This is a genomic window from Kitasatospora sp. NPDC052896 (assembly GCF_044547075.1).
GTDB lineage: Bacteria > Actinomycetota > Actinomycetes > Streptomycetales > Streptomycetaceae > Kitasatospora.
The window spans coordinates 289434-307076 of sequence record NZ_JBITZU010000002.1 but is presented as its reverse complement, the minus strand read 5'-3'; the positions used below and the strand labels follow the sequence as shown (position 1 = coordinate 307076).

Genomic DNA, 17643 nt, shown 5'->3' with positions numbered 1-17643 from the left:
GGACCGTGCGGAGGAACGGCGAACCGGACATTCCCCGTCCGGATCGCCGAACCTATGAATACCCGATCGGTGAGGGCGGCATTACTTTCCGTGAGGCGGCAATTTTCGGGGCGCGGGTGCGGGGCGGGGCGCATGGGCCGGTCGGAGGGGGTACGGAGGCCCGCGCGGGTTGGTTCTCCGCGATGGGCCGAACGAGTGATCGTGCGGTGACGGAGGCCATAAGGTGCGGGCCATGACCTCTGACGCCTCCGCCACACCCCCCGCGGACACCTTCCCCCGGCAGTACGCGCGGACCCTGCGGTACACCGTCGGCCTGCCGCGTTCCTTCGCCGTCGCACCGGACGACTCCCGGGTGGTCTTCCTGCGCTCGCGCCCCCCGTCCGGGGGCGCCACGACCGACCGGGCCAACCTGCTCTGGACCCTCGACCCGGCCACCGGCGAGGAGCGGATCGCCGCCGACCCGGTCGCCCTGCTCGACGGCGGCAGCGAGCAGCTCTCCGCGGCCGAGAAGGCCCGCCGCGAGCGCAGCCGCGAGGGCTCGGCCGGCATCGTCGGCTACGCCCTGGACGCCGCCGTCCGGCTGGCCGCCTTCGCGCTCTCCGGCCGGCTCTTCGCCGCCGACCTGGTCGCCGGCACGGTCGCCGAGCTGCCCGCCGCCGGCCCGCTGCTCGACCCGCGGCCCGCGCCCGACGGCCGGCACATCGCCTACCCGACCACCGCCGGCGAGCTGCGGGTGATCGCCGCCGACGGCACCGACGACCGGGCGCTCGCCACCTCCGAGGCGGCCGGGGTGACCTGGGGCCAGGCCGAGTTCATCGCCCAGGAGGAGATGGACCGCAGCCGCGGCTACTGGTGGTCCCCCGAGGGCGACCGGCTGCTGGTCGCCCGGGTCGACGACACGCCCGTGCGGCGCTGGTGGATCGCCGACCCCGCCAACCCGGCGACCGCCCCCGCCGAGGTCGGCTACCCCGCCGCCGGCACGCCCAACGCCGAGGTCACGCTCTGGCTGCTCGGCCTGGACGGCTCCCGGGTCGAGGCGGCCTGGGACCGCGCGGGCTACCCGTACCTGGCCCGGGTGCACTGGTCGGCCGGCGGCCCGCCGCTGCTCCTGGTGCAGGCCCGTGACCAGCGCAGCCAGCTGCTGCTGACGCTGGACCCGGTGACCGGGCGGACCAGCACCCTGCTCGAGGAGCGGGACGCCGTCTGGCTGGAGCTGTTCTCCGGCGCGCCGGCCTGGACCCCGGACGGCCGGCTGGTCCAGATCAGCGACGAGCCGGGCCACCGCGCGCTGCTCGTCGGCGACCAGCTGCTCACCGACGACGCGCTGCACGTGCGCGCGGTGCTTTCGATCGGCGAGCGCGACCTGCTCTGCACCGCGAGTCCGGGCGAGGGCGCCGAGGACCAGACGCCCGGCCTGGCCGGGCTCTACCGGGTGCCGTTGGACGGCTCGACGCCTGAGCTGCTGCGCCGGGCCGGCGCGCTGGACGCGGTCCGCGGCGGCGAGGTCACCGTGCTGACCAGCTCGGTGCCCGAGCGGCCGGGCCGGCGGGCCGAGCTGCTGCGCGGCGGCGAGGAGATCGCGGTGATCGCCTCGTACGCCGAGACGCCGGTGCTGACCACCCGGCCCGAGTTCCGGCTGGCCGGCGCCCGCCGGATCCCGGCCGCCGTGCTGCTGCCGACCGGCTACGACCGGGCGCGGGACGGCCTGCTGCCAGTGCTGATGGACCCGTACGGCGGTCCGCACGGGCAGCAGGTGGTGCAGGCGCACAACGCCTTCCTCACCTCGCAGTGGTTCGCCGACCAGGGCTTCGCGGTGGTGGTCGCGGACGGCCGCGGGACCCCCGGCCGCAGCCCGGCCTGGGAGAAGGCGATCGCCTTCGACTTCGCCGGGGTCACCCTGGACGACCAGGTCGAGGCGCTGCACGCGCTGGCCGGGGAGTTCCCGCTGGACCTCGGCCGGGTGGCGATCCGCGGCTGGTCGTACGGCGGCTACCTGTCGGCGCTCGCCGTGCTGCGCCGCCCGGACGTCTTCCACGCGGCGGTGGCCGGCGCCCCGGTCACCGACTGGCGGCTTTACGACACCCACTACACCGAGCGCTACCTCGGCCACCCCGCCGAGCGGCCGGAGGTGTACGACGCCAACTCGCTGATCGCGGACGCGCCGAAGCTGGAGCGCCCGCTGCTGCTCATCCACGGGCTGGCGGACGACAACGTGGTGGCCGCGCACACCCTGCGGCTCTCCTCCGCGCTGCTCGCGGCCGGCCGCCCGCACACCGTGCTGCCGCTCTCCGGCGTCACCCACATGACGCCGCAGGAGCAGGTCGCGGAGAACCTGCTGCTGCTCCAGGTCGACTTCCTGCGGCGGCAGCTCGGGCTGCCGTCCCGGGGCTGACCGACGGTCCGACGGCGGCCCGGGCCGGCGCCTGCCCGGCCCGGGCCGCCGTATGACATCCGTCATGGTGAGAGCACGACCGCGCACACTGCCCGCCGCGGGCCCGGTCCGGCACGCTTGAGCGGTACGCCTGGACGACGGAGAGGACGGGGGCAGCGAATGAGCGACGAGGTGGCCGCCTTCAGGCAGGTGAGCAAGAGCTACGGGCGGGTCAAGGCGGTGAACGGCCTCGACCTGGTGCTGCGCCCGGGCGAGACGGTGGCGCTGCTCGGCCCGAACGGCGCGGGCAAGTCCAGCAGCCTGGACCTGCTGCTCGGCCTGCGCGAGCCGGACCAGGGCAGCGTGACGCTGTTCGGCGGCACCCCGCGGGCCGCGATCGAGGCCGGCCGGGTCGGCGCGATGCTGCAGAGCGGCGGGCTGATGACCGACGTCAAGGTCAGCGAGCTGGTCCGGCTGGCCTGCGCGGTGCACCCGCGCGGCCACCGCCCCGAGCAGGTGATGGCCGACGCCGGCATCACCGAGATCGCCGACCGCCGGGTGGACAAGCTCTCCGGCGGCCAGGAGCAGCGGGTCCGCTTCGCGCTCGCCGTCGCGGGCGCCAACGACCTGATCGTGCTGGACGAGCCCACCACCGGGATGGACGTCTCGGTCCGGCAGCAGTTCTGGGCCTCGATGCGCCGGCAGGCGGCGGCCGGCCGGACCGTGCTGTTCGCCACCCACTACCTGGAGGAGGCCGACTCGATCGCCGACCGGGTGCTGGTGCTGCACCGCGGCCGGCTGATCGCGGACGGCTCCTCGGCCGAGATCAAGGCCAAGGCCGGCGCCCGGCGGATCAGCTTCGAGCTGCACGCGGCGGACGCCGAGGTGACCGAGGAGACGCTGCGGGCGCTGCCCGGCCTGGTCGCACTGGACGTCAGCGGCCCGGCCAGCGGGGTGCGGACGGTCCGGATCCGGACCACCGACGCGGACGCCGACATGGCGGCCCTCTACCGGGCGGGGGTCTACCCGCGCGGCCTGGAGGTCACCAGCCTGGGCCTGGAGCAGGCCTTCCTGACCATCACCGGCGAGCAGGACGCGGAAGACCGCCAGGACGCGGAGGACCACCAGTTCGAGGAGAGCGCGCGATGACCACCCTGATCCAGCTGGAGATCCTGCGCACCCTGCGCAACCGGCGCTACCTCTTCTTCACCGTGCTCTACCCGGCGCTGATGTACTTCTTCTTCGTCAGCGTCTACAAGGGCGGCAACGTCGCCACCGGGGTCAGCGCGAAGTCGTACTTCATGGTCTCGATGGCCACCTTCGGCTCGGTCGGCGCGGTGCTCACCGGCAGCGCGCAGCGGATCTCGCTGGAGCGCAAGAGCGGCTGGGTGCGCCAGCTGCGGCTGACCGCGCTGCCCGGGAGCTCGTACACCATCGCCAAGATCGCCTCCTGCGCGGCGACCACGCTGCCGGCGATCCTGGTGGTCTTCGCGCTCGGTGCGGTGGAGGGCGTCCGGCTCGGCGCGGGGCAGTGGCTCGGGCTGCTGGCGGTGCTCTGGCTGGGCAGCTTCGTCTTCGCGGCGCTCGGCGTGGCGCTCGGGTACGCGGCGGAGCCGAGCGCGGTGCAGCCGATCGTGATGATCATCTACATGTTGATGGCGGCCTTCGGCGGGACCTGGTACCCGATCACCGGCTCGCTGAAGGAGTTCGCCCGGTTCAACCCGGTGTACCTCTACAACCAGCTGGCCGCCTTCATCCACCCCGGGCAGTCGGTGGACACCGCGGCCGCCGCCGGACTGGCGGGCTTCCTGGTGGTCTTCGTGGTCGCCGCGGGCTACCTGTACCGCAAGGACGCCAGGCAGGCATGATGGTCGGCATGCGTGCGACCTCCCCCGCCCTCCGCCGTGACCTGACCGCAGCGGAGGGCGGGGCGCGCTGGCCCGCGATCGGCCAGACGGTCGACAACCGGCGGCAGCTGATGGTCAAGATCTGCTGGATGCTGGCCTGGATGCTCTACCTGGCCTACCCGATCGGTGACCTGGTCACGGGCGGCTACTCGCCGCTGGAGGCAGTGCTGGGCTGGGCCGTCCTGGTGGTCTTCCTGGCCTGCTACCTGGGGCTGGTGACGCTCCGGGCGCTCCGGCCGAACACCTCGCCGCGGGTCGTCCACACGTTGCTGGCGACGATGTGCGCGATCGCCACGGCCGCCGGCCTCGGCTACGGCCAGGGCTGGATCTGCCTCTTCTGCTACGCCTCGGTGGCGGTCGGCGCGGTGCTGCCGGCGGCGTTCGCGCTGCGCGGGGTGGTCGTGATCACCGCCTGCTCGGTGGGGGTCGCGCTGCTGACCCACGCCAGCGGCGGCGTGCTGGCCGGGATGGTGCTGCCGACCTTCCTCAGCGGCGCGGCGATGACCGGCCTGCAGCGGCTGGCCGAGACGATGCGGGAGCTGCGCGAGGCGCGCGAGACGGTGGCCCACCTGGCGGCCGCCGAGGAGCGGCTGCGGCTCGCCCGCGACCTGCACGACCTGCTCGGTCACTCGCTCTCGCTGATCACCCTCAAGAGCGAGCTGGCCGGCCGGTTCATGGACCAGGAGCAGGCCGAGGCCGCCCGCACCCAGGTCGCCGACATCGAGCGGGTGGCCCGGCAGTCGCTGGTGGACGTCCGGGAGGCGGTCAGCGGCTACCGCCGGCCCACCCTGCCGGTCGAGCTCTCCGCCGCGCGCAGCGCGCTGGCCACCGCCGGGATCACCCTGGAGGCCGCCGCCGCGGTGGGCGAGGACCGGCCCGGGCTCGGCACGGCGGAGGCCGGCGCGCTGGCCTGGGTACTGCGCGAGGCGGTCACCAACATCGTCCGGCACGCGGTGGACGCCACCGTCTGCGCGGTGACCATGGACGAGACCTGGGACGGCGAGGGCGGGCGGTTCGCCGTCCTGCAGATCGCCGACGACGGCCGTGGACCGGGCAAGTCCGGCCCGGGGAACGGGCTCTCGGGCCTGGACGAGCGGCTGGCCCTGGTCGGCGGCCGGCTGGAGAGCGGACCGGGCGACCTGGGCCGCGGGTTCCGGCTCCGGGCGGTGGTCCCGCTCGGCGCCAAGGTCGGCGAACAGCTGGCCGAGCGGGCACTATCGTCGGACGCATGAGTGAGGATCAGGGCTCGACCGGCATCCGGGTGTTGCTCGCCGAGGACCAGGGCATGGTGCGCGAGGCGCTGGCCGCGCTGCTCGGGCTGGAGGGCGACATCGACGTGGTCGCGCAGGTCTCGCGCGGCGACGAGGTGGTGGCGGCGGTGCTGGAGCACCGGGTGCAGGTGGCGGTGCTGGACATCGAGATGCCCGGGCTGACCGGGATCGAGGCGGCGGCGCTGATCCGGGCACGGAGCCCGCAGACGAAGATCGTCATCGCCACCACCTTCGGGCGGCCGGGCTACCTGCGCCGGGCGATGGAGTCGGGCGCCGACGCGTTCCTGGTGAAGGACGCTCCGGCGGCCGAGCTGGCCGAGGCGGTCCGGCGGGTGCTGCGCGGCGAGCGGGTGATCGACCCGACGCTGGCCGCCGCCGCGCTGGCCGAGGGCGCGAACCCGCTGACCGGGCGGGAGTCGGACGTGCTGACGGCGGCCGCGGACGGCGCGGTCAACGCGGAGATCGCGCGCCGGCTGCACCTCTCGGAGGGCACCGTGCGCAACTACCTCTCGATGGCGATCCAGAAGACCGGCGCCCGCAACCGGGCCGAGGCGGTGCGGGTCGCCCGGGAGAAGGGCTGGCTCTGAACCGCCTTTCCGAGGGGTTCAGTTGAGCCGGTGCCGGGCGGACCGGGCCTCCTGGCGGACCCGGTCGGCGGACTCCGGATCGAAGGCGTCCAGAATCCTCGCGTAGTCCTCCATTTCGGCCGCGCCGCCGAGGAAGTCGCCCGTGCGGACCAGGAGTTCGGCCCGTTCCAGGCGCAGCTGGGCCGGGTGCCGGGGGAGCAGCAACGAGAGTTCGGTGGCCCAGAGTTGGGTCCGGGCGTGCTCCGGTCGGTCGGCCGCCCAGCTGCGGATGTTCCCGAGCACCCGCAGGGTGACGTCCAACGGCTGTGCGGGGGTGAGCAGTTCCGGTGAGAACGGGTGGCCGGTGGCCTCCACCAGGGCGGCCGCGTCCTCGGCGGAGAGCAGCCGGCCGCCGTGGAACGGGTCGGCCAGCACGTACTCCTCACCCGGCGTCGGGCCGCCGACCGCGACGATGAAGTGGCCCGGCAGCGCGATCCCGTGCGCGGTCAGCCCGGCCCGGCAGGCCACCGCCGTCCAGACCAGCGAGAGCATGATCGGCAGCCCGCGGCGGCGCCGCAGCACGTCCGGCAGCAGCGAGGACTCCAGCCGGCGGTAGTCGGACGGCTGGCCGTGGAACCGCTCCCGGCCGCCCAGCACGGCGGCCAGCAGCGCGGCGGTCTCCTCGGGGGTGGCCGGGCAGCGCTCGGCCACCGCCTGCCGGACCGCCGCCGCGTGCCGGTCCAGGGCGGCCTGGCAGGCGGCGAGCAGCGCGTCGAGGGTGGGGGTGGGCTCCAGCCGGCCGTCCTCGGAGTAGTCGGGGGCGGCCAGGGTGTGTTCGGCGGCGGCGAGCAGGCAGAGCAGCACCGGATCGGGCTGCTCGGACCTGGCCTCGGTGCGGAAGCGGACTCTGCTCTGCTCGGTCACGGTGGCTGCGGCGGCTTTCGTGCGTGACGGTGGGCGCTACGGCGGGGAGACTACGGTGTCCGGCCGGTCAGGGGGAAACCCCGCCCGTCCGGGGGCCGGCCCCGGTCTCGGGGAGGCGGGCGTAGTGGTAAGTGTGACTGGTCGTGAAGCCGAGACCGTCGTAGAGCGCGATCGCGGCGCTGTTCTCCGCCTCCACCTGCAGGTGACCGCCGGTGGCGCCCTCCTCGGCGGCCCGGGCGGCGAGCACCGCCATCAGCGCGGTGGCCAGGCCCTGACGGCGTGCCTCGGGGCGCACCTCGACGGCGCTGAAGCAGGCCCACGCGCCGTCGACGACGCAGCGGCCGATCGCGACCGGCGTGCCGGTGCCGTCGGTGGCGGGCGCGCTGGCGAACCAGACCGAGGGGCCGCCGTGCAGCACCTGGTGAGCGGCCCGGGCCAGGGCGGGGTCCGCACCTCGGGCCGCGTCCGGGGTCGCGGCGACCCGGCGGTAGAGCGCCAGCCAGTCCGGGCCCGCGGTGCGGGAGAGCCGGATCCGGTCCGTCGCGCCGTCCAGTCGGGCCAGGGCGGCCAGCGGCGCCGTCCGGACCAGGGTGGGGGCGATCGTGGCGCCCATCCGGTCCAGCTCGGCCGCCAGCTCCGGCGGCGAGCCGGGCGTGGTCACCTCGACCCAGGCGGGCAGGCCGCGGGCGGCGTACCAGGCGCGGACCGCGGCGAGCGCCGCCGGCAACGGGCGGCCCGGGTCGCCGAGGGCCTGCACCGAGTTGGCCCGGCGGGTGAAGCCGGCCGAGGCCCGCAGCGTCCACTCGCCGAGCGCCTCCTGCTCCACCGCGGGCCAGCCGCGGGCGGCGGTCCGCTGCAGCTCGGCCGGGGTGGCGGCGGGCAGCGCCGCGCGCCGGGCCAGGAAGAGCGGGACCACCTTGCCGGCCACCAGCCGGTCCACCGGGATCTCGGCCACCGAGTTGTCCCGGCGGACCACGGTCAGGGCGGCCTCGTCCCAGGACGTGAGCACGCCGATCGCGTCGCGGTAGGCGGGACGGCCGGTGGCTGCGTCCCGGGCCGTCTCGAGCACCCGCACCGAGACGCGTCGCCCCACGTCAGAGCGGTCTATCCGGACCTCCGGACGGGGGCCGGCGGAGTCAGGGATGGTGCTCAAGGCAACCTCCTGTGCATTTGTAGTCTCTGACCCGCGATACTAGGTGCGGGCATCGACGACGCCGCGCTCACCGCGCACGCCAGCACATAGTTAGGGCGCGAGCCCTTCCGAGGAGGAACGACAGCGTGACCTACGTCATCGCGCAGCCTTGTGTGGACGTCAAGGACAAGGCATGCATCGAAGAATGCCCGGTCGACTGCATCTACGAGGGCGAGCGCTCTCTCTACATCCACCCGGATGAGTGCGTCGACTGCGGCGCCTGCGAGCCGGTCTGCCCGGTCGAGGCCATCTTCTACGAGGACGACACTCCGGAGGAGTGGAAGGACTACTACAAGGCGAACGTCGAGTTCTTCGACGACCTCGGTTCGCCCGGTGGCGCCTCGAAGCTCGGCCTGATCGAGCGGGACCACCCGTTCATCGCGGCCCTTCCGCCGCAGAACCAGAACCACTGAGGGTCGGTGGCACTCGAGCCGTGAGCACCAACGATGCTGAGCGCGCGCCGTTCCCGGGCCACCCGGGGGCGGCGCGCCGCGTTTCCGACCTGCTGCCCGTCTTCCCCTGGGACAAGCTGGAGCCCTACAAGGCGACCGCGCTGGCCCATCCGGACGGGCTGTGCGACTTCTCGGTCGGGACGCCGGTCGACCCGGTCCCCGAGCTGATCCAGAAGGCACTGGCCGCCGCCACCGACACCCCCGGCTATCCGACCGTCTGGGGGCCGCTGGAGCTGCGCGAGGCCGTCGCGGGCTGGCTGCGGCGGCGCTGCGGCGCCGAGATCGGGCCGGCCGGCGTGCTGCCCACGATCGGCTCCAAGGAGCTGGTGGCCTGGCTGCCCGGGCAGCTCGGGCTGGGGCCGGGCGACCAGGTGGCCTACCCGCGGCTCGCCTACCCGACGTACGAGGTCGGCGCGCGGCTCTGCGGAGCGACGCCGGTCGAGTACCAGGACGTCGACGAGCTCGACGGTACGCGCGTGCGGCTGCTGTGGCTCAACTCGCCGTCCAACCCGACCGGACGGGTGCTCAGCGCGGACCAGCTGCGCCGGGCGGTGGCCTGGGCCCGGGAGCACCGGGTGCTGCTGGTCAGCGACGAGTGCTACCTGGAGCTGGGCTGGGAGGCCGAGCCGGTCTCGGTGCTGCACCCGGAGGTCTGCGGCGGCTCGCACGAGGGGCTGCTCGCGGTGCACTCGCTCTCCAAGCGGTCCAACCTGGCCGGCTACCGCGCCTCGTTCGTGGCGGGCGACCCGGTGGTGGTGCGGGAGCTGCTGGAGATCCGCAAGCACGGCGGCATGATCGTGCCGGCTCCGGTCCAGGCGGCGACCATCGCGGCGCTGGGCGACGACGCGCACGTGGCCGAGCAGCGGACCCGCTACGCGGCCCGGCGCGCGGCCCTGCGGGCGGCGCTGGAGGGGTACGGCTTCCGGATCGAGCACTCCGAGGCGAGCCTGTACCTCTGGGCGACCCGGGACGAGTCCTGCTGGGACACCGTCGCGGCCCTGGCGGAGCTGGGCATCCTGGTGGCGCCCGGCGACTTCTACGGCCCGGCCGGTGAGCGCTTCGTCCGGGTGGCGTTCACGGCCACGGACGAGCGCGTGGCAGCGGCGGTGGGGCGTCTGCGCCGCTGAGAGCGGTGCTCTCGGATATGAGCGGGGCTCTCGATGAGAACCGTGCTCACGGGTGTGAGCGGCGCTCTCGAATGTGGCTGGTGCTCTCGGGTGTGAGCAGTGCTCTTGAAAGGGAGCGGCGCTCACGCCCGAGAGCGGTGCCGAATATGGCTGGCGCTCTGAGGCGTGAGCAGTGCTCTTGAAAGGGAGCGGTGATCACACATGAGAGCGGCGCTCGCGCGCGAGTGGCAGTGACAACGGTGGGGCGGGCGGGGCGCGAGGTGCGTCCGCCCGCCCCACCGTCGTGCCCAGGGTCAGGCTCGGGTGCGGTTGGCCCTGGCTGGCCGTCCGCGAGGGTGACGGCTGGCCGCGGGCGGAATCGGTCAGGCGTCAGCCGTCAGCCGTCAACGGCCCGAGGTCAGCCGTGCAGCCCGTTCAGCAGGCCGGTCACCGCGCCGAGGTCGGGCACGCCGCCGAGGCGCTGGGTGGCGTTCTCGGCCGCGCGGTCGCTCAGCCGGTCCAGCCGCAGGGTGTGCCCGGGGTGGGCCTGGTCCGCGGCGCCCTGCAGCCCGTGCATGAGGTGGTCCTCGGCGGCGTGCAGCCCGGCCAGGTGGTGGCTGGCCGGCAGCGACTGGGCGAGGTGGTCGGTGCCGTGCAGTGTCTCGGCCAGGTGGTGGACGACCGGGGTCGCGGTGAGGTTGTCCGACCCCGGCAGCGCGCTGGCCAGGTTGCCGCTCTCGGGCAGCGAGCGGCCCAGGCCGCCGGCTCCCGGGACCGTGCCGGCCAGGGCGCCCCCGCCGGGCAGCGCGCCGGTCAGCCCGCCCGCGCCGGGCAGCGCGCCGGTCAGCCCGCCCGCGTCGCGCAGCGCACGGTCGGTGGCGGGGGCGTGCGAGAGCGGCGTCGCCAGCTCGCGGGTGGCCGCCTGGCCGGTCAGCGCCCCGGTCGGGTTGCCCAGGGCGTCGGCGCCGAGCACCTTGTCCAACCCGGTCACACCGGGCAGGCTCGGCAGCGCGGCCACCCGCGTGGTCGGCATCGCCCGCGGCGCGACCGCTCCGGCCGCGCCACTCGCCCCGGGCAGCCCGTTCTCCAGCGGCGTCCCGGCCAGCGGCCCGCCGGGCGTGCCCCGGCCGTCCTCGTGGCCGAGGCCGTTGAGCAGCTTGGCGCCCTCCGGCAGGGCGGTGCCCGCGGTGGCCGCGGCGGCGGGCGTCATGGTCTTCGCGGAGGTCTGGGCGGTGGCGATCACCGCGTGGCCCAGCTGGTGCGCCGTCCCCTCCACGGTCGAGCCCGAGGTGAAGCCCTCCAACTTGTTGACTCCGCCGGCGAGGTCGGTGTGCGGCGGAACCAGGTCGCTGGCGGACGCCACCCCGGCGGCGACCAGCGGGGTCGCACCGGCCGCGACGAGCAGTGCGGCCTGGGCGATCCGGCGCGAGAGGGGGAGGGACATGGTGCTCCTAAGGGAAGTGGACACGACAGGTCCGCCGGGCGGACGCCGTGATTACCGCGTCAGGAGCGAGAAGGTTTCGGCCGGTCAGGGTCAAGAATTTCTAAACATCGCATGATCCGTTTTCCTCCGAACGGCCCGGTGCGGAGGGTCGGGGCGTGCCCGAGGAAACGTCACTTCCCTGCTCACGCAGGGGTCGTGCGCGGTGTGGTGAGCGGACGAACGGCCCGGCGGACGGCCGCCGGACGCCCACTCGGGGCGTCCAGTCGCCGTGCCGCCGTTCACCCGGGTGGCGGCTCGCCGGCTGTCCGTTCGTCAACTCCCGCTGACGCCGGCCCGGCAGCCGCCCCGCGGAGGGGTCTCAGTGCTTGGCGTTCGGCATGCCGAGGGTCGCCAGCACCTGGTTGGTGACCGGCGTGCCCGACTGGGCCGTCCAGCCCGCCGAGGAGTCCGCCCGCCAGAGCTTGCCGTCGTAGGAGACCGTGCCGATGCCGAGTTCCTGCGCGTGGGCCACCGCCCACTGGGCCACCGCCCAGCCGCTCTGGGTCTGGGCGTCCGCGCTCCCGTCGGTGGAGACCGCCGGGTTCGGGGTGAGCGCCAGCGTGGTCCCGGCGGCGCTCGCCGTGCCGCCGGTGGCCGGGACGGCCGCGGCGCTCACCGCCCGGCCGAACTCGCGCCGTACCGTGTCGCCGACCTGCTGGACCGCCGCACCGCCCGCGGCCGAACCGCCCGCGGCCGAACCGCCCGACGCCGAGCTGCTCGGCGACACCGCGTCCCCGGCCGGAGCCGCCGGGTCCGGAGTGGCGAACTGGTGCACCGTGCAGGTGAACGTGGCCGGCGCCCGCCCGGTCAACGCCGAGGCCAGCAGTGTGGCGTTGGTCTCGTGCTTGGCGTAGGCGTCCGGGTAGCCGCTGTGCTGCACGTCCTGGGCGGCCTCGGTGAGCGGCAGTTGGGCGTAGCCGGGCACCTTCACCAGCGCGTCCAGGAACTTGTTGGTGGCGTACACCGGATCCCGGATCTGGTCGGCGGTCCCCCAGCCCTGCGAGGGACGCTGCTGGAAGAGCCCGATCGAGTCGCGGTCCCCGCCGTCCAGGTTGCGCAGCTTGGACTCCTGCAGCGAGGTGGCCAGCGCGATGGTCAGCGCCCGTTCGGGCAGCCCGCGCGCGATGGTCACCGCCGCGATGGTCGCCGCGTTGGAACCCTGGTCGACGTCCATGGTCACCGGTTTGCCACCCGGAGGGGTGACGGTGCAGCTCTCGGCCGTTTCGGCCTCCCGCTGCCGCTGCCACAGCACCACGCCGGCCACCACCACCGCGACCAGCAGCAGGACGATCAGGGTTCGCCGCAGCTTACGACGCCGGCCACGGGCCGCTCTCTCCTTGGCCACCGCGGCCCCTTCCACCTCGCGTTGTTACCGCACACCGTACTCACTGGCCACCCGATCGGACGACCGTGCGTCCCCGTCCGGTTGCGCGATCGCCCCACCCGCGGCTGACACGGGCAGCGCTAGGCTGGCGTTCATGAGCAGCCCGCACAGTGCCACGACCGCCCTGGACCTCTCGCTGGACGGCGGTGCGCTCACCGCACGGCTCGTCGACTTCCCCTCCGTCAGCGGGTCGGAGCAGGCGCTGGCCGACGCGGTGGAGGCGGCCCTGCGCGCCCTCCCGCACCTGACGGTCGATCGCTACGGCAACAACGTGGTGGCCCGCACCGAACTCGGCCGGGCCGAGCGGGTGCTGTTGGCCGGCCACCTGGACACCGTGCCGATCGCCGACAACCTGCCCTCGCACGTCGAGGGCGACCTGCTCTACGGTTGCGGGTCCTCGGACATGAAGTCGGGGGTGGCGGTCCAGTTGCGGCTCGCCGCCACGCTGCCCGCGCCCAACCGCGACCTCACCTTCGTCTTCTACGACTGCGAGGAGATCGAGGCCTCCCGCAACGGTCTCGGTCACCTGGCCCGGGAGCGGCCGCAGTGGCTGGCCGCCGACTTCGCGGTGCTGATGGAGCCCAGCGGCGCGGTGGTCGAGGGCGGCTGCCAGGGCACCCTGCGGGTCAAGGTGGCGCTGACCGGCACCCGGGCGCACTCGGCCCGCAGCTGGCTCGGCGACAACGCCATCCACCACGCGGCCGAGGTGCTCGGCCGGCTGGCCGCCTACCAGCCGCGCCGGGTGGAGATCGACGGCCTGGAGTACCGCGAGGGCCTGAACGCGGTGGACATCCGCGGCGGTGTGGCCGGCAACGTGATCCCGGACGAGTGCGTGGTGACCGTCAACTTCCGCTACGCGCCGGACCGTACCGAGGCCGACGCGGAGGCGCACGTCCGCGAGGTGTTCAGCGGCTTCCCGGTCGAGGTGACCGACTCCGCCCCCGGCGCGCTGCCCGGCCTGTCCCAGCCGGCCGCCCAGGCCTTCCTGGCCGCCACCGGCGGTACCGCCCGCGCCAAGTACGGCTGGACGGACGTGGCGCGGTTCAGCGCGCTCGGCGTCCCGGCCGTCAACTACGGCCCCGGCGACCCGAACCTGGCCCACAAGCGGGAGGAGCACTGCTCGCTGGCCGCGATCGCCGAGTGCGAGGAGCGGCTGCGCGCCTGGCTCACCGCCGGGTGACCACAACGGCCCTGGCCTGCGACGACCGTTCGCGTTCCGGCCATCTGATCGCCCTCCGGAAGTTCCCCGCGATCCAGCGCCGCCGGACGTAGAGTTCCGACATGACAGGGACATCAGCGCACGACGGCGCAGACGGACGGCGCTTCGGCCACGGGCCGGAGCTGGTGGACATGCCCGAGCCGGCGGGCGAGCCGACGAAGAAGGCCTGGCCGGAGAAGCAGAAGGGGCCGGTGCTGCTCCGCCGCGACCTGGTCGAGCCGAGCACCACCGACCAGCGCCTGCTGGACACCACCGGCCCCACCGACTGGCTGCACACCGACCCCTGGCGGGTCTGGCGGATCACCTCGGAGTTCGTCGAGGGCTTCGGCGCGCTCGCCGAACTCCCGGCCGCGGTCAGCGTGTTCGGCTCGGCCCGGACGCCGGTGGACACGGCCGAGTACGCGGCCGGGGTGGCCATCGGCCGGGCCCTGGCGGAGGCCGGCTACGCGGTGATCACCGGTGGCGGTCCGGGCGCGATGGAGGCGGCCAACCGCGGCGCCTCCGAGGCGGGCGGGCTGAGCGTCGGGCTCGGCATCGAGCTCCCCTTCGAGCAGGGGCTCAACGAGTTCGTCGACCTCGGCCTCAACTTCCGCTACTTCTTCGTCCGCAAGACGATGTTCGTGAAGTACGCGCAGGGCTTCGTGGTGCTGCCGGGCGGCCTCGGCACGCTGGACGAGCTCTTCGAGGCGCTGACCCTGGTGCAGACCAAGAAGGTCACCCGGTTCCCGGTGATCCTCTTCGGCAGCGCCTACTGGAGCGGCCTGATCGCCTGGCTGCGGGAGACCCTGGTCGCCCAGGGCAAGGCCACCCCGGCCGACCTGGAGCTGTTCCACGTCACCGACGAGGTGGCCGAGGTGCTCCGGATCCTGGCCGAGAGCCGCCGGCCCAACGGCGAGATCTGAGCGGCCTCAGACCAGCCCCCGGCGGGCCACCGCCGGGGGACGGGTGCCGCGGATCGAGGCCACCATGTCCAGCACCTGCCGGGTCTCCGCCACCTGGTGCACCCGGTAGACCTGGGCGCCCAGCCAGGCCGAGACCGCGGTGGTGGCGAGGGTGCCGAGCAGCCGGTCGTCCACCGGGCGGTCCAGCGTCTCGCCGACGAAGTCCTTGTTGGAGAGCGAGACCAGCACCGGGAACCCGGTCGCGGTCATCTCCGGCAGCCGTCGGGTGGCCTCCAGCGAGTGCCGGGTGTTCTTGCCGAAGTCGTGGCCCGGGTCGATCAGCAGGGCGTCCCGGCGCACCCCCAGCTCGACGGCCCGCTCGGCCAGTCCGACGGTGACCCGCAGGATGTCGGCCATCACGTCCTGGTAGCCGATCCGGTGCGGCCGGGTGCGCGGCTCGGCACCGCCCGCGTGGGTGCAGACCAGGCCCACGCCGTGCCGGGCGGCCACCTCGGCGAGCTTCGGGTCGGCCCCGCCCCAGGCGTCGTTCAGCAGGTCGGCGCCGACCTCGCAGACCGCCTCGCCGACCTCGTGCCGCCAGGTGTCCACGCTGATCACCGCCTCCGGGTGGCGCTTGCGCAGCTCGGCCACGAACGGGACGGTCCGGCGCAGCTCCTCCTCGACCGTCACCTCCTCGCCGGGGCCGGCCTTCACCCCGCCGATGTCCAGGATCGCCGCGCCCTCGGCCATCGCCCGGTCGGCGGCGGCGAAGGCGGCCTCGTCGGCGAAGGTGGCGCCCCGGTCGAAGAAGGAGTCCGGGGTGCGGTTGACGATGGCCATGATGACGAGTTCGTGCTCGGCGAACTCGCGCGGGCCTAGGCGCAGCGGCACCAGGGGCTCCTTCTGGTCTCGTGGGTATCGATCCACCCGGGCCCTGGTGCGATGATGGGGCCCGGCCTTCCAGGGATCCATGATCCCTCACGCGGCCGCGAACTCACGTGTCGGGAGGACAGCTCGTGTTCTGGTGGATCGTGGCGGCGATGGCCGTGGTGGTCGGCGGTGCCGCGCTGGTGGCGCTGGGCGGCGGGGGGTCGCTGCCGGAGGCGGGCCACGACCGGATCGCGGCCCGGCTGCCGCAGGAGCGGCCGCTGAGCCGGCACGACGTGGACGAGATCCGGTTGCCGATGGCGGTGCGCGGCTACCGGATGGACGAGGTCGACGACGTGCTCGACCGGCTGGGCGCCGAGCTGGCCTACCGCGACTCGCGGATCGCCGAGCTGGAGTCCGCGGTGGCGGCCCAGGGCGGTGGTCCGGCCGGGGCGGCCCAGGGCGGCCCGGCCGCGGACGAGCAGACCGACCGGGCGCCCGACGGCGGGACCGGCCCGGCATGACCCTGCAACCCGGCCCGGACGGCCTGCTGCGCTGCCCCTGGGGCGAGTCCACCGACGACTACCGGGCCTACCACGACACCGAGTGGGGCCGGCCGGTGCACGGCGAGGACCAGCTGTACGAGCGGATCTGCCTGGAGGCGTTCCAGTCCGGCCTCTCCTGGCTCACCATCCTGCGCCGTCGGGAGGGCTTCCGGGCCGCCTTCGCGGGCTTCCGGATCCCCGAGGTGGCGGCCTTCACGGAGCAGGACGTGGAGCGTCTGCTGCAGGATCCGGGGATCATCCGCAATCGGCTGAAGATCGAGGCGGCGGTGGCCAACGCGCGGGTCGCCCGGGAGCTCGACGGCGGCCTGGACGCACTGGTCTGGGCCTACGCGGGCGATCCGGACCGGCCGGCGCCGCGCACCCCGGCCGACGTCCCGGCGGTCACCCCGGAGTCCACCGCGCTGGCCAAGGAGCTGAAGAAGCGGGGCTTCCGCTTCGTCGGCCCGACCACCGCCTACGCGCTGATGCAGTCCTGCGGTCTGGTCAACGACCACCTGGCGGAGTGTCACGCCCGGTAGCACCGGGCGTGACGGCGTACCGGGTCAGCGGCCCAGGTAGACCGGCTTCTCCTTGGAGACGAAGGCGCGCACCGCGATCCGGTGGTCCTCGCTGGCGCCGGCCAGGTTCTGCAGCTCGTCCTCCTTGTCCAGGGTCTCGTCCAGCGTGTGCGAGGCGCCGAAGTCCAGCGCGGCCTTGATCGCGCCGTACGCGACGGTCGGACCGTGCGCCAGCTGCCGGGCGAACTCCCGTGCCGTGTCGGCCAGTTCGGCGGCCGGGACGACCCTGGTGGCGAGCCCGAGGGCGAGCGCCTCGGGAGCCTTGACGGTCCGCGGGAACATCAGCAGCTCGGTCGCCCGGGCCTGGCCGACCAGCCGGGGCAGCGTCCAGGAGGCCCCGGAGTCCGCGGTGAGCGCGACGCCCGCGAAGGAGGTGTTGAAGCCCGCGGTCTCGGCCACGATCCGGAAGTCGCAGGCGAAGGCGAGCGAGGCGCCGGCCCCGGCCGCCACCCCGCCCACCGCGGCCACGGTCGGCTTGCGCATCCCGGCCAGCGCCCGGACCAGCGGGTTGTAGTGCTCGGAGACGGTGGCCAGCGGCGCCTCGCCGGTCTCCTCGGCGCGCTTGAGCAGGCCGAGGTGCTCCTTCAGGTCCTGCCCGACGCAGAACGCCTTGTCCCCGGCGCCGGTCAGCAGCACCGCGCGGACGGCCGGGTCGGCGGCGGCCCCGATGACGGTGTCCCGCAGCGCGACCTTGGTCCCGGTGTCGAGCGCGTTCATCGCGTCGGGCCGGTTGATGGTGATGATGGCCAGCGGACCGTCGAGCTCGTACAGGACGGAGTCGGACATGGCGTGGGCTCCCAACCGTTCGGTAACTGCGCGGACCCGAGTCAGCATGCCGGAGCCCGGCGGCGGGCGGGAGTGTGAGGTAGCGCACCTTTCGGCGGGGCCGCCCGGTCC

17 protein-coding genes are annotated in these 17643 nt (G+C 74.4%); 11 read left to right on the top strand and 6 right to left on the bottom strand.

Annotation, left to right across the window (positions count from 1 at the left end):
- Window positions 1-232: 232 nt before the first annotated feature.
- From ACIGXM_RS07500 to ACIGXM_RS07480, 5 genes are all read left to right on the top strand, one after another.
- Window positions 233-2392, top strand: coding sequence for a prolyl oligopeptidase family serine peptidase (locus ACIGXM_RS07500; RefSeq protein ID WP_396557854.1), 2160 nt, complete (start codon window positions 233-235; stop codon window positions 2390-2392).
- A 159-nt stretch (window positions 2393-2551) separates the two neighbouring features.
- Window positions 2552-3520 carry an ABC transporter ATP-binding protein gene (locus tag ACIGXM_RS07495; protein ID WP_396557852.1) on the top strand — a complete coding sequence of 323 codons (969 nt, stop codon included), beginning with the start codon at window positions 2552-2554 and terminating at the stop codon, window positions 3518-3520.
- Entirely contained in the window at window positions 3517-4239 is a 723-nt protein-coding gene (locus ACIGXM_RS07490) for an ABC transporter permease (RefSeq protein ID WP_396557850.1), read from the top strand. Before ACIGXM_RS07495 ends, ACIGXM_RS07490 begins: the two co-directional genes overlap by 4 nt.
- Before the next feature lie 8 nt (window positions 4240-4247).
- Window positions 4248-5510, top strand: a complete 1263-nt coding sequence (locus ACIGXM_RS07485) for a sensor histidine kinase (RefSeq protein ID WP_396557848.1) — start codon at window positions 4248-4250, stop codon at window positions 5508-5510.
- Window positions 5507-6136 (top strand): response regulator, encoded by a 630-nt coding sequence (locus tag ACIGXM_RS07480; RefSeq protein ID WP_396557846.1) that lies wholly within the window; start codon window positions 5507-5509, stop codon window positions 6134-6136. The genes ACIGXM_RS07485 and ACIGXM_RS07480 overlap by 4 nt, the downstream gene beginning before the upstream one ends.
- A gap of 18 nt (window positions 6137-6154) precedes the next feature.
- Here ACIGXM_RS07480 and ACIGXM_RS07475 read toward each other — a convergent pair whose 3' ends face one another.
- Window positions 6155-7039, bottom strand: coding sequence for a transglutaminase family protein (locus tag ACIGXM_RS07475; RefSeq protein WP_396557844.1), 885 nt, complete (start codon window positions 7037-7039; stop codon window positions 6155-6157).
- Between the two features lie 67 nt (window positions 7040-7106).
- Window positions 7107-8192: a GNAT family N-acetyltransferase gene (locus ACIGXM_RS07470; protein ID WP_396557842.1), complete on the bottom strand. Its 1086-nt coding sequence runs from the start codon at window positions 8190-8192 to the stop codon at window positions 7107-7109.
- Window positions 8193-8317: 125 nt separating this feature from the next.
- Between ACIGXM_RS07470 and fdxA the strand changes: the two genes are divergently transcribed.
- Window positions 8318-8644, top strand: coding sequence for a ferredoxin (fdxA, locus tag ACIGXM_RS07465; RefSeq protein WP_396557840.1), 327 nt, complete (start codon window positions 8318-8320; stop codon window positions 8642-8644).
- 20 nt (window positions 8645-8664) lie between these two features.
- Entirely contained in the window at window positions 8665-9810 is a 1146-nt protein-coding gene (dapC, locus tag ACIGXM_RS07460) for a succinyldiaminopimelate transaminase (RefSeq protein ID WP_396557838.1), read from the top strand.
- Window positions 9811-10207: 397 nt separating this feature from the next.
- On the opposite strand, the gene ACIGXM_RS07455 is transcribed toward dapC, so the two are convergent.
- Both ACIGXM_RS07455 and ACIGXM_RS07450 read right to left on the bottom strand, forming a co-directional pair.
- Entirely contained in the window at window positions 10208-11233 is a 1026-nt protein-coding gene (locus tag ACIGXM_RS07455; RefSeq protein ID WP_396557836.1) for a hypothetical protein, read from the bottom strand.
- Window positions 11234-11591: 358 nt separating this feature from the next.
- Window positions 11592-12617, bottom strand: coding sequence for a hypothetical protein (locus ACIGXM_RS07450; RefSeq protein ID WP_396557834.1), 1026 nt, complete (start codon window positions 12615-12617; stop codon window positions 11592-11594).
- Between the two features lie 133 nt (window positions 12618-12750).
- Here ACIGXM_RS07450 and dapE point away from each other — a divergent pair, with 133 nt between their 5' ends.
- Window positions 12751-13836, top strand: coding sequence for a succinyl-diaminopimelate desuccinylase (gene dapE / locus ACIGXM_RS07445; protein WP_396557832.1), 1086 nt, complete (start codon window positions 12751-12753; stop codon window positions 13834-13836).
- Between the two features lie 170 nt (window positions 13837-14006).
- Window positions 14007-14777 carry a TIGR00730 family Rossman fold protein gene (locus ACIGXM_RS07440; RefSeq protein WP_396558363.1) on the top strand — a complete coding sequence of 257 codons (771 nt, stop codon included), beginning with the start codon at window positions 14007-14009 and terminating at the stop codon, window positions 14775-14777.
- A gap of 6 nt (window positions 14778-14783) precedes the next feature.
- Here ACIGXM_RS07440 and folP read toward each other — a convergent pair whose 3' ends face one another.
- Window positions 14784-15596 (bottom strand): dihydropteroate synthase, encoded by an 813-nt coding sequence (folP, locus tag ACIGXM_RS07435; RefSeq protein ID WP_396558361.1) that lies wholly within the window; start codon window positions 15594-15596, stop codon window positions 14784-14786.
- Window positions 15597-15772: 176 nt separating this feature from the next.
- Here folP and ACIGXM_RS07430 point away from each other — a divergent pair, with 176 nt between their 5' ends.
- Both ACIGXM_RS07430 and ACIGXM_RS07425 read left to right on the top strand, forming a co-directional pair.
- Window positions 15773-16147 (top strand): DivIVA domain-containing protein, encoded by a 375-nt coding sequence (locus ACIGXM_RS07430; RefSeq protein WP_396557830.1) that lies wholly within the window; start codon window positions 15773-15775, stop codon window positions 16145-16147.
- The gene (locus tag ACIGXM_RS07425) at window positions 16144-16707 is read left to right on the top strand and encodes a DNA-3-methyladenine glycosylase I (protein ID WP_396557828.1); all 564 of its coding nucleotides are present in this window, start codon (window positions 16144-16146) and stop codon (window positions 16705-16707) included. Before ACIGXM_RS07430 ends, ACIGXM_RS07425 begins: the two co-directional genes overlap by 4 nt.
- 24 nt (window positions 16708-16731) lie before the next feature.
- On the opposite strand, the gene ACIGXM_RS07420 is transcribed toward ACIGXM_RS07425, so the two are convergent.
- Window positions 16732-17532 (bottom strand): enoyl-CoA hydratase-related protein, encoded by an 801-nt coding sequence (locus ACIGXM_RS07420; RefSeq protein WP_396557826.1) that lies wholly within the window; start codon window positions 17530-17532, stop codon window positions 16732-16734.
- Between the last annotated feature and the right edge of the window lie 111 nt (window positions 17533-17643).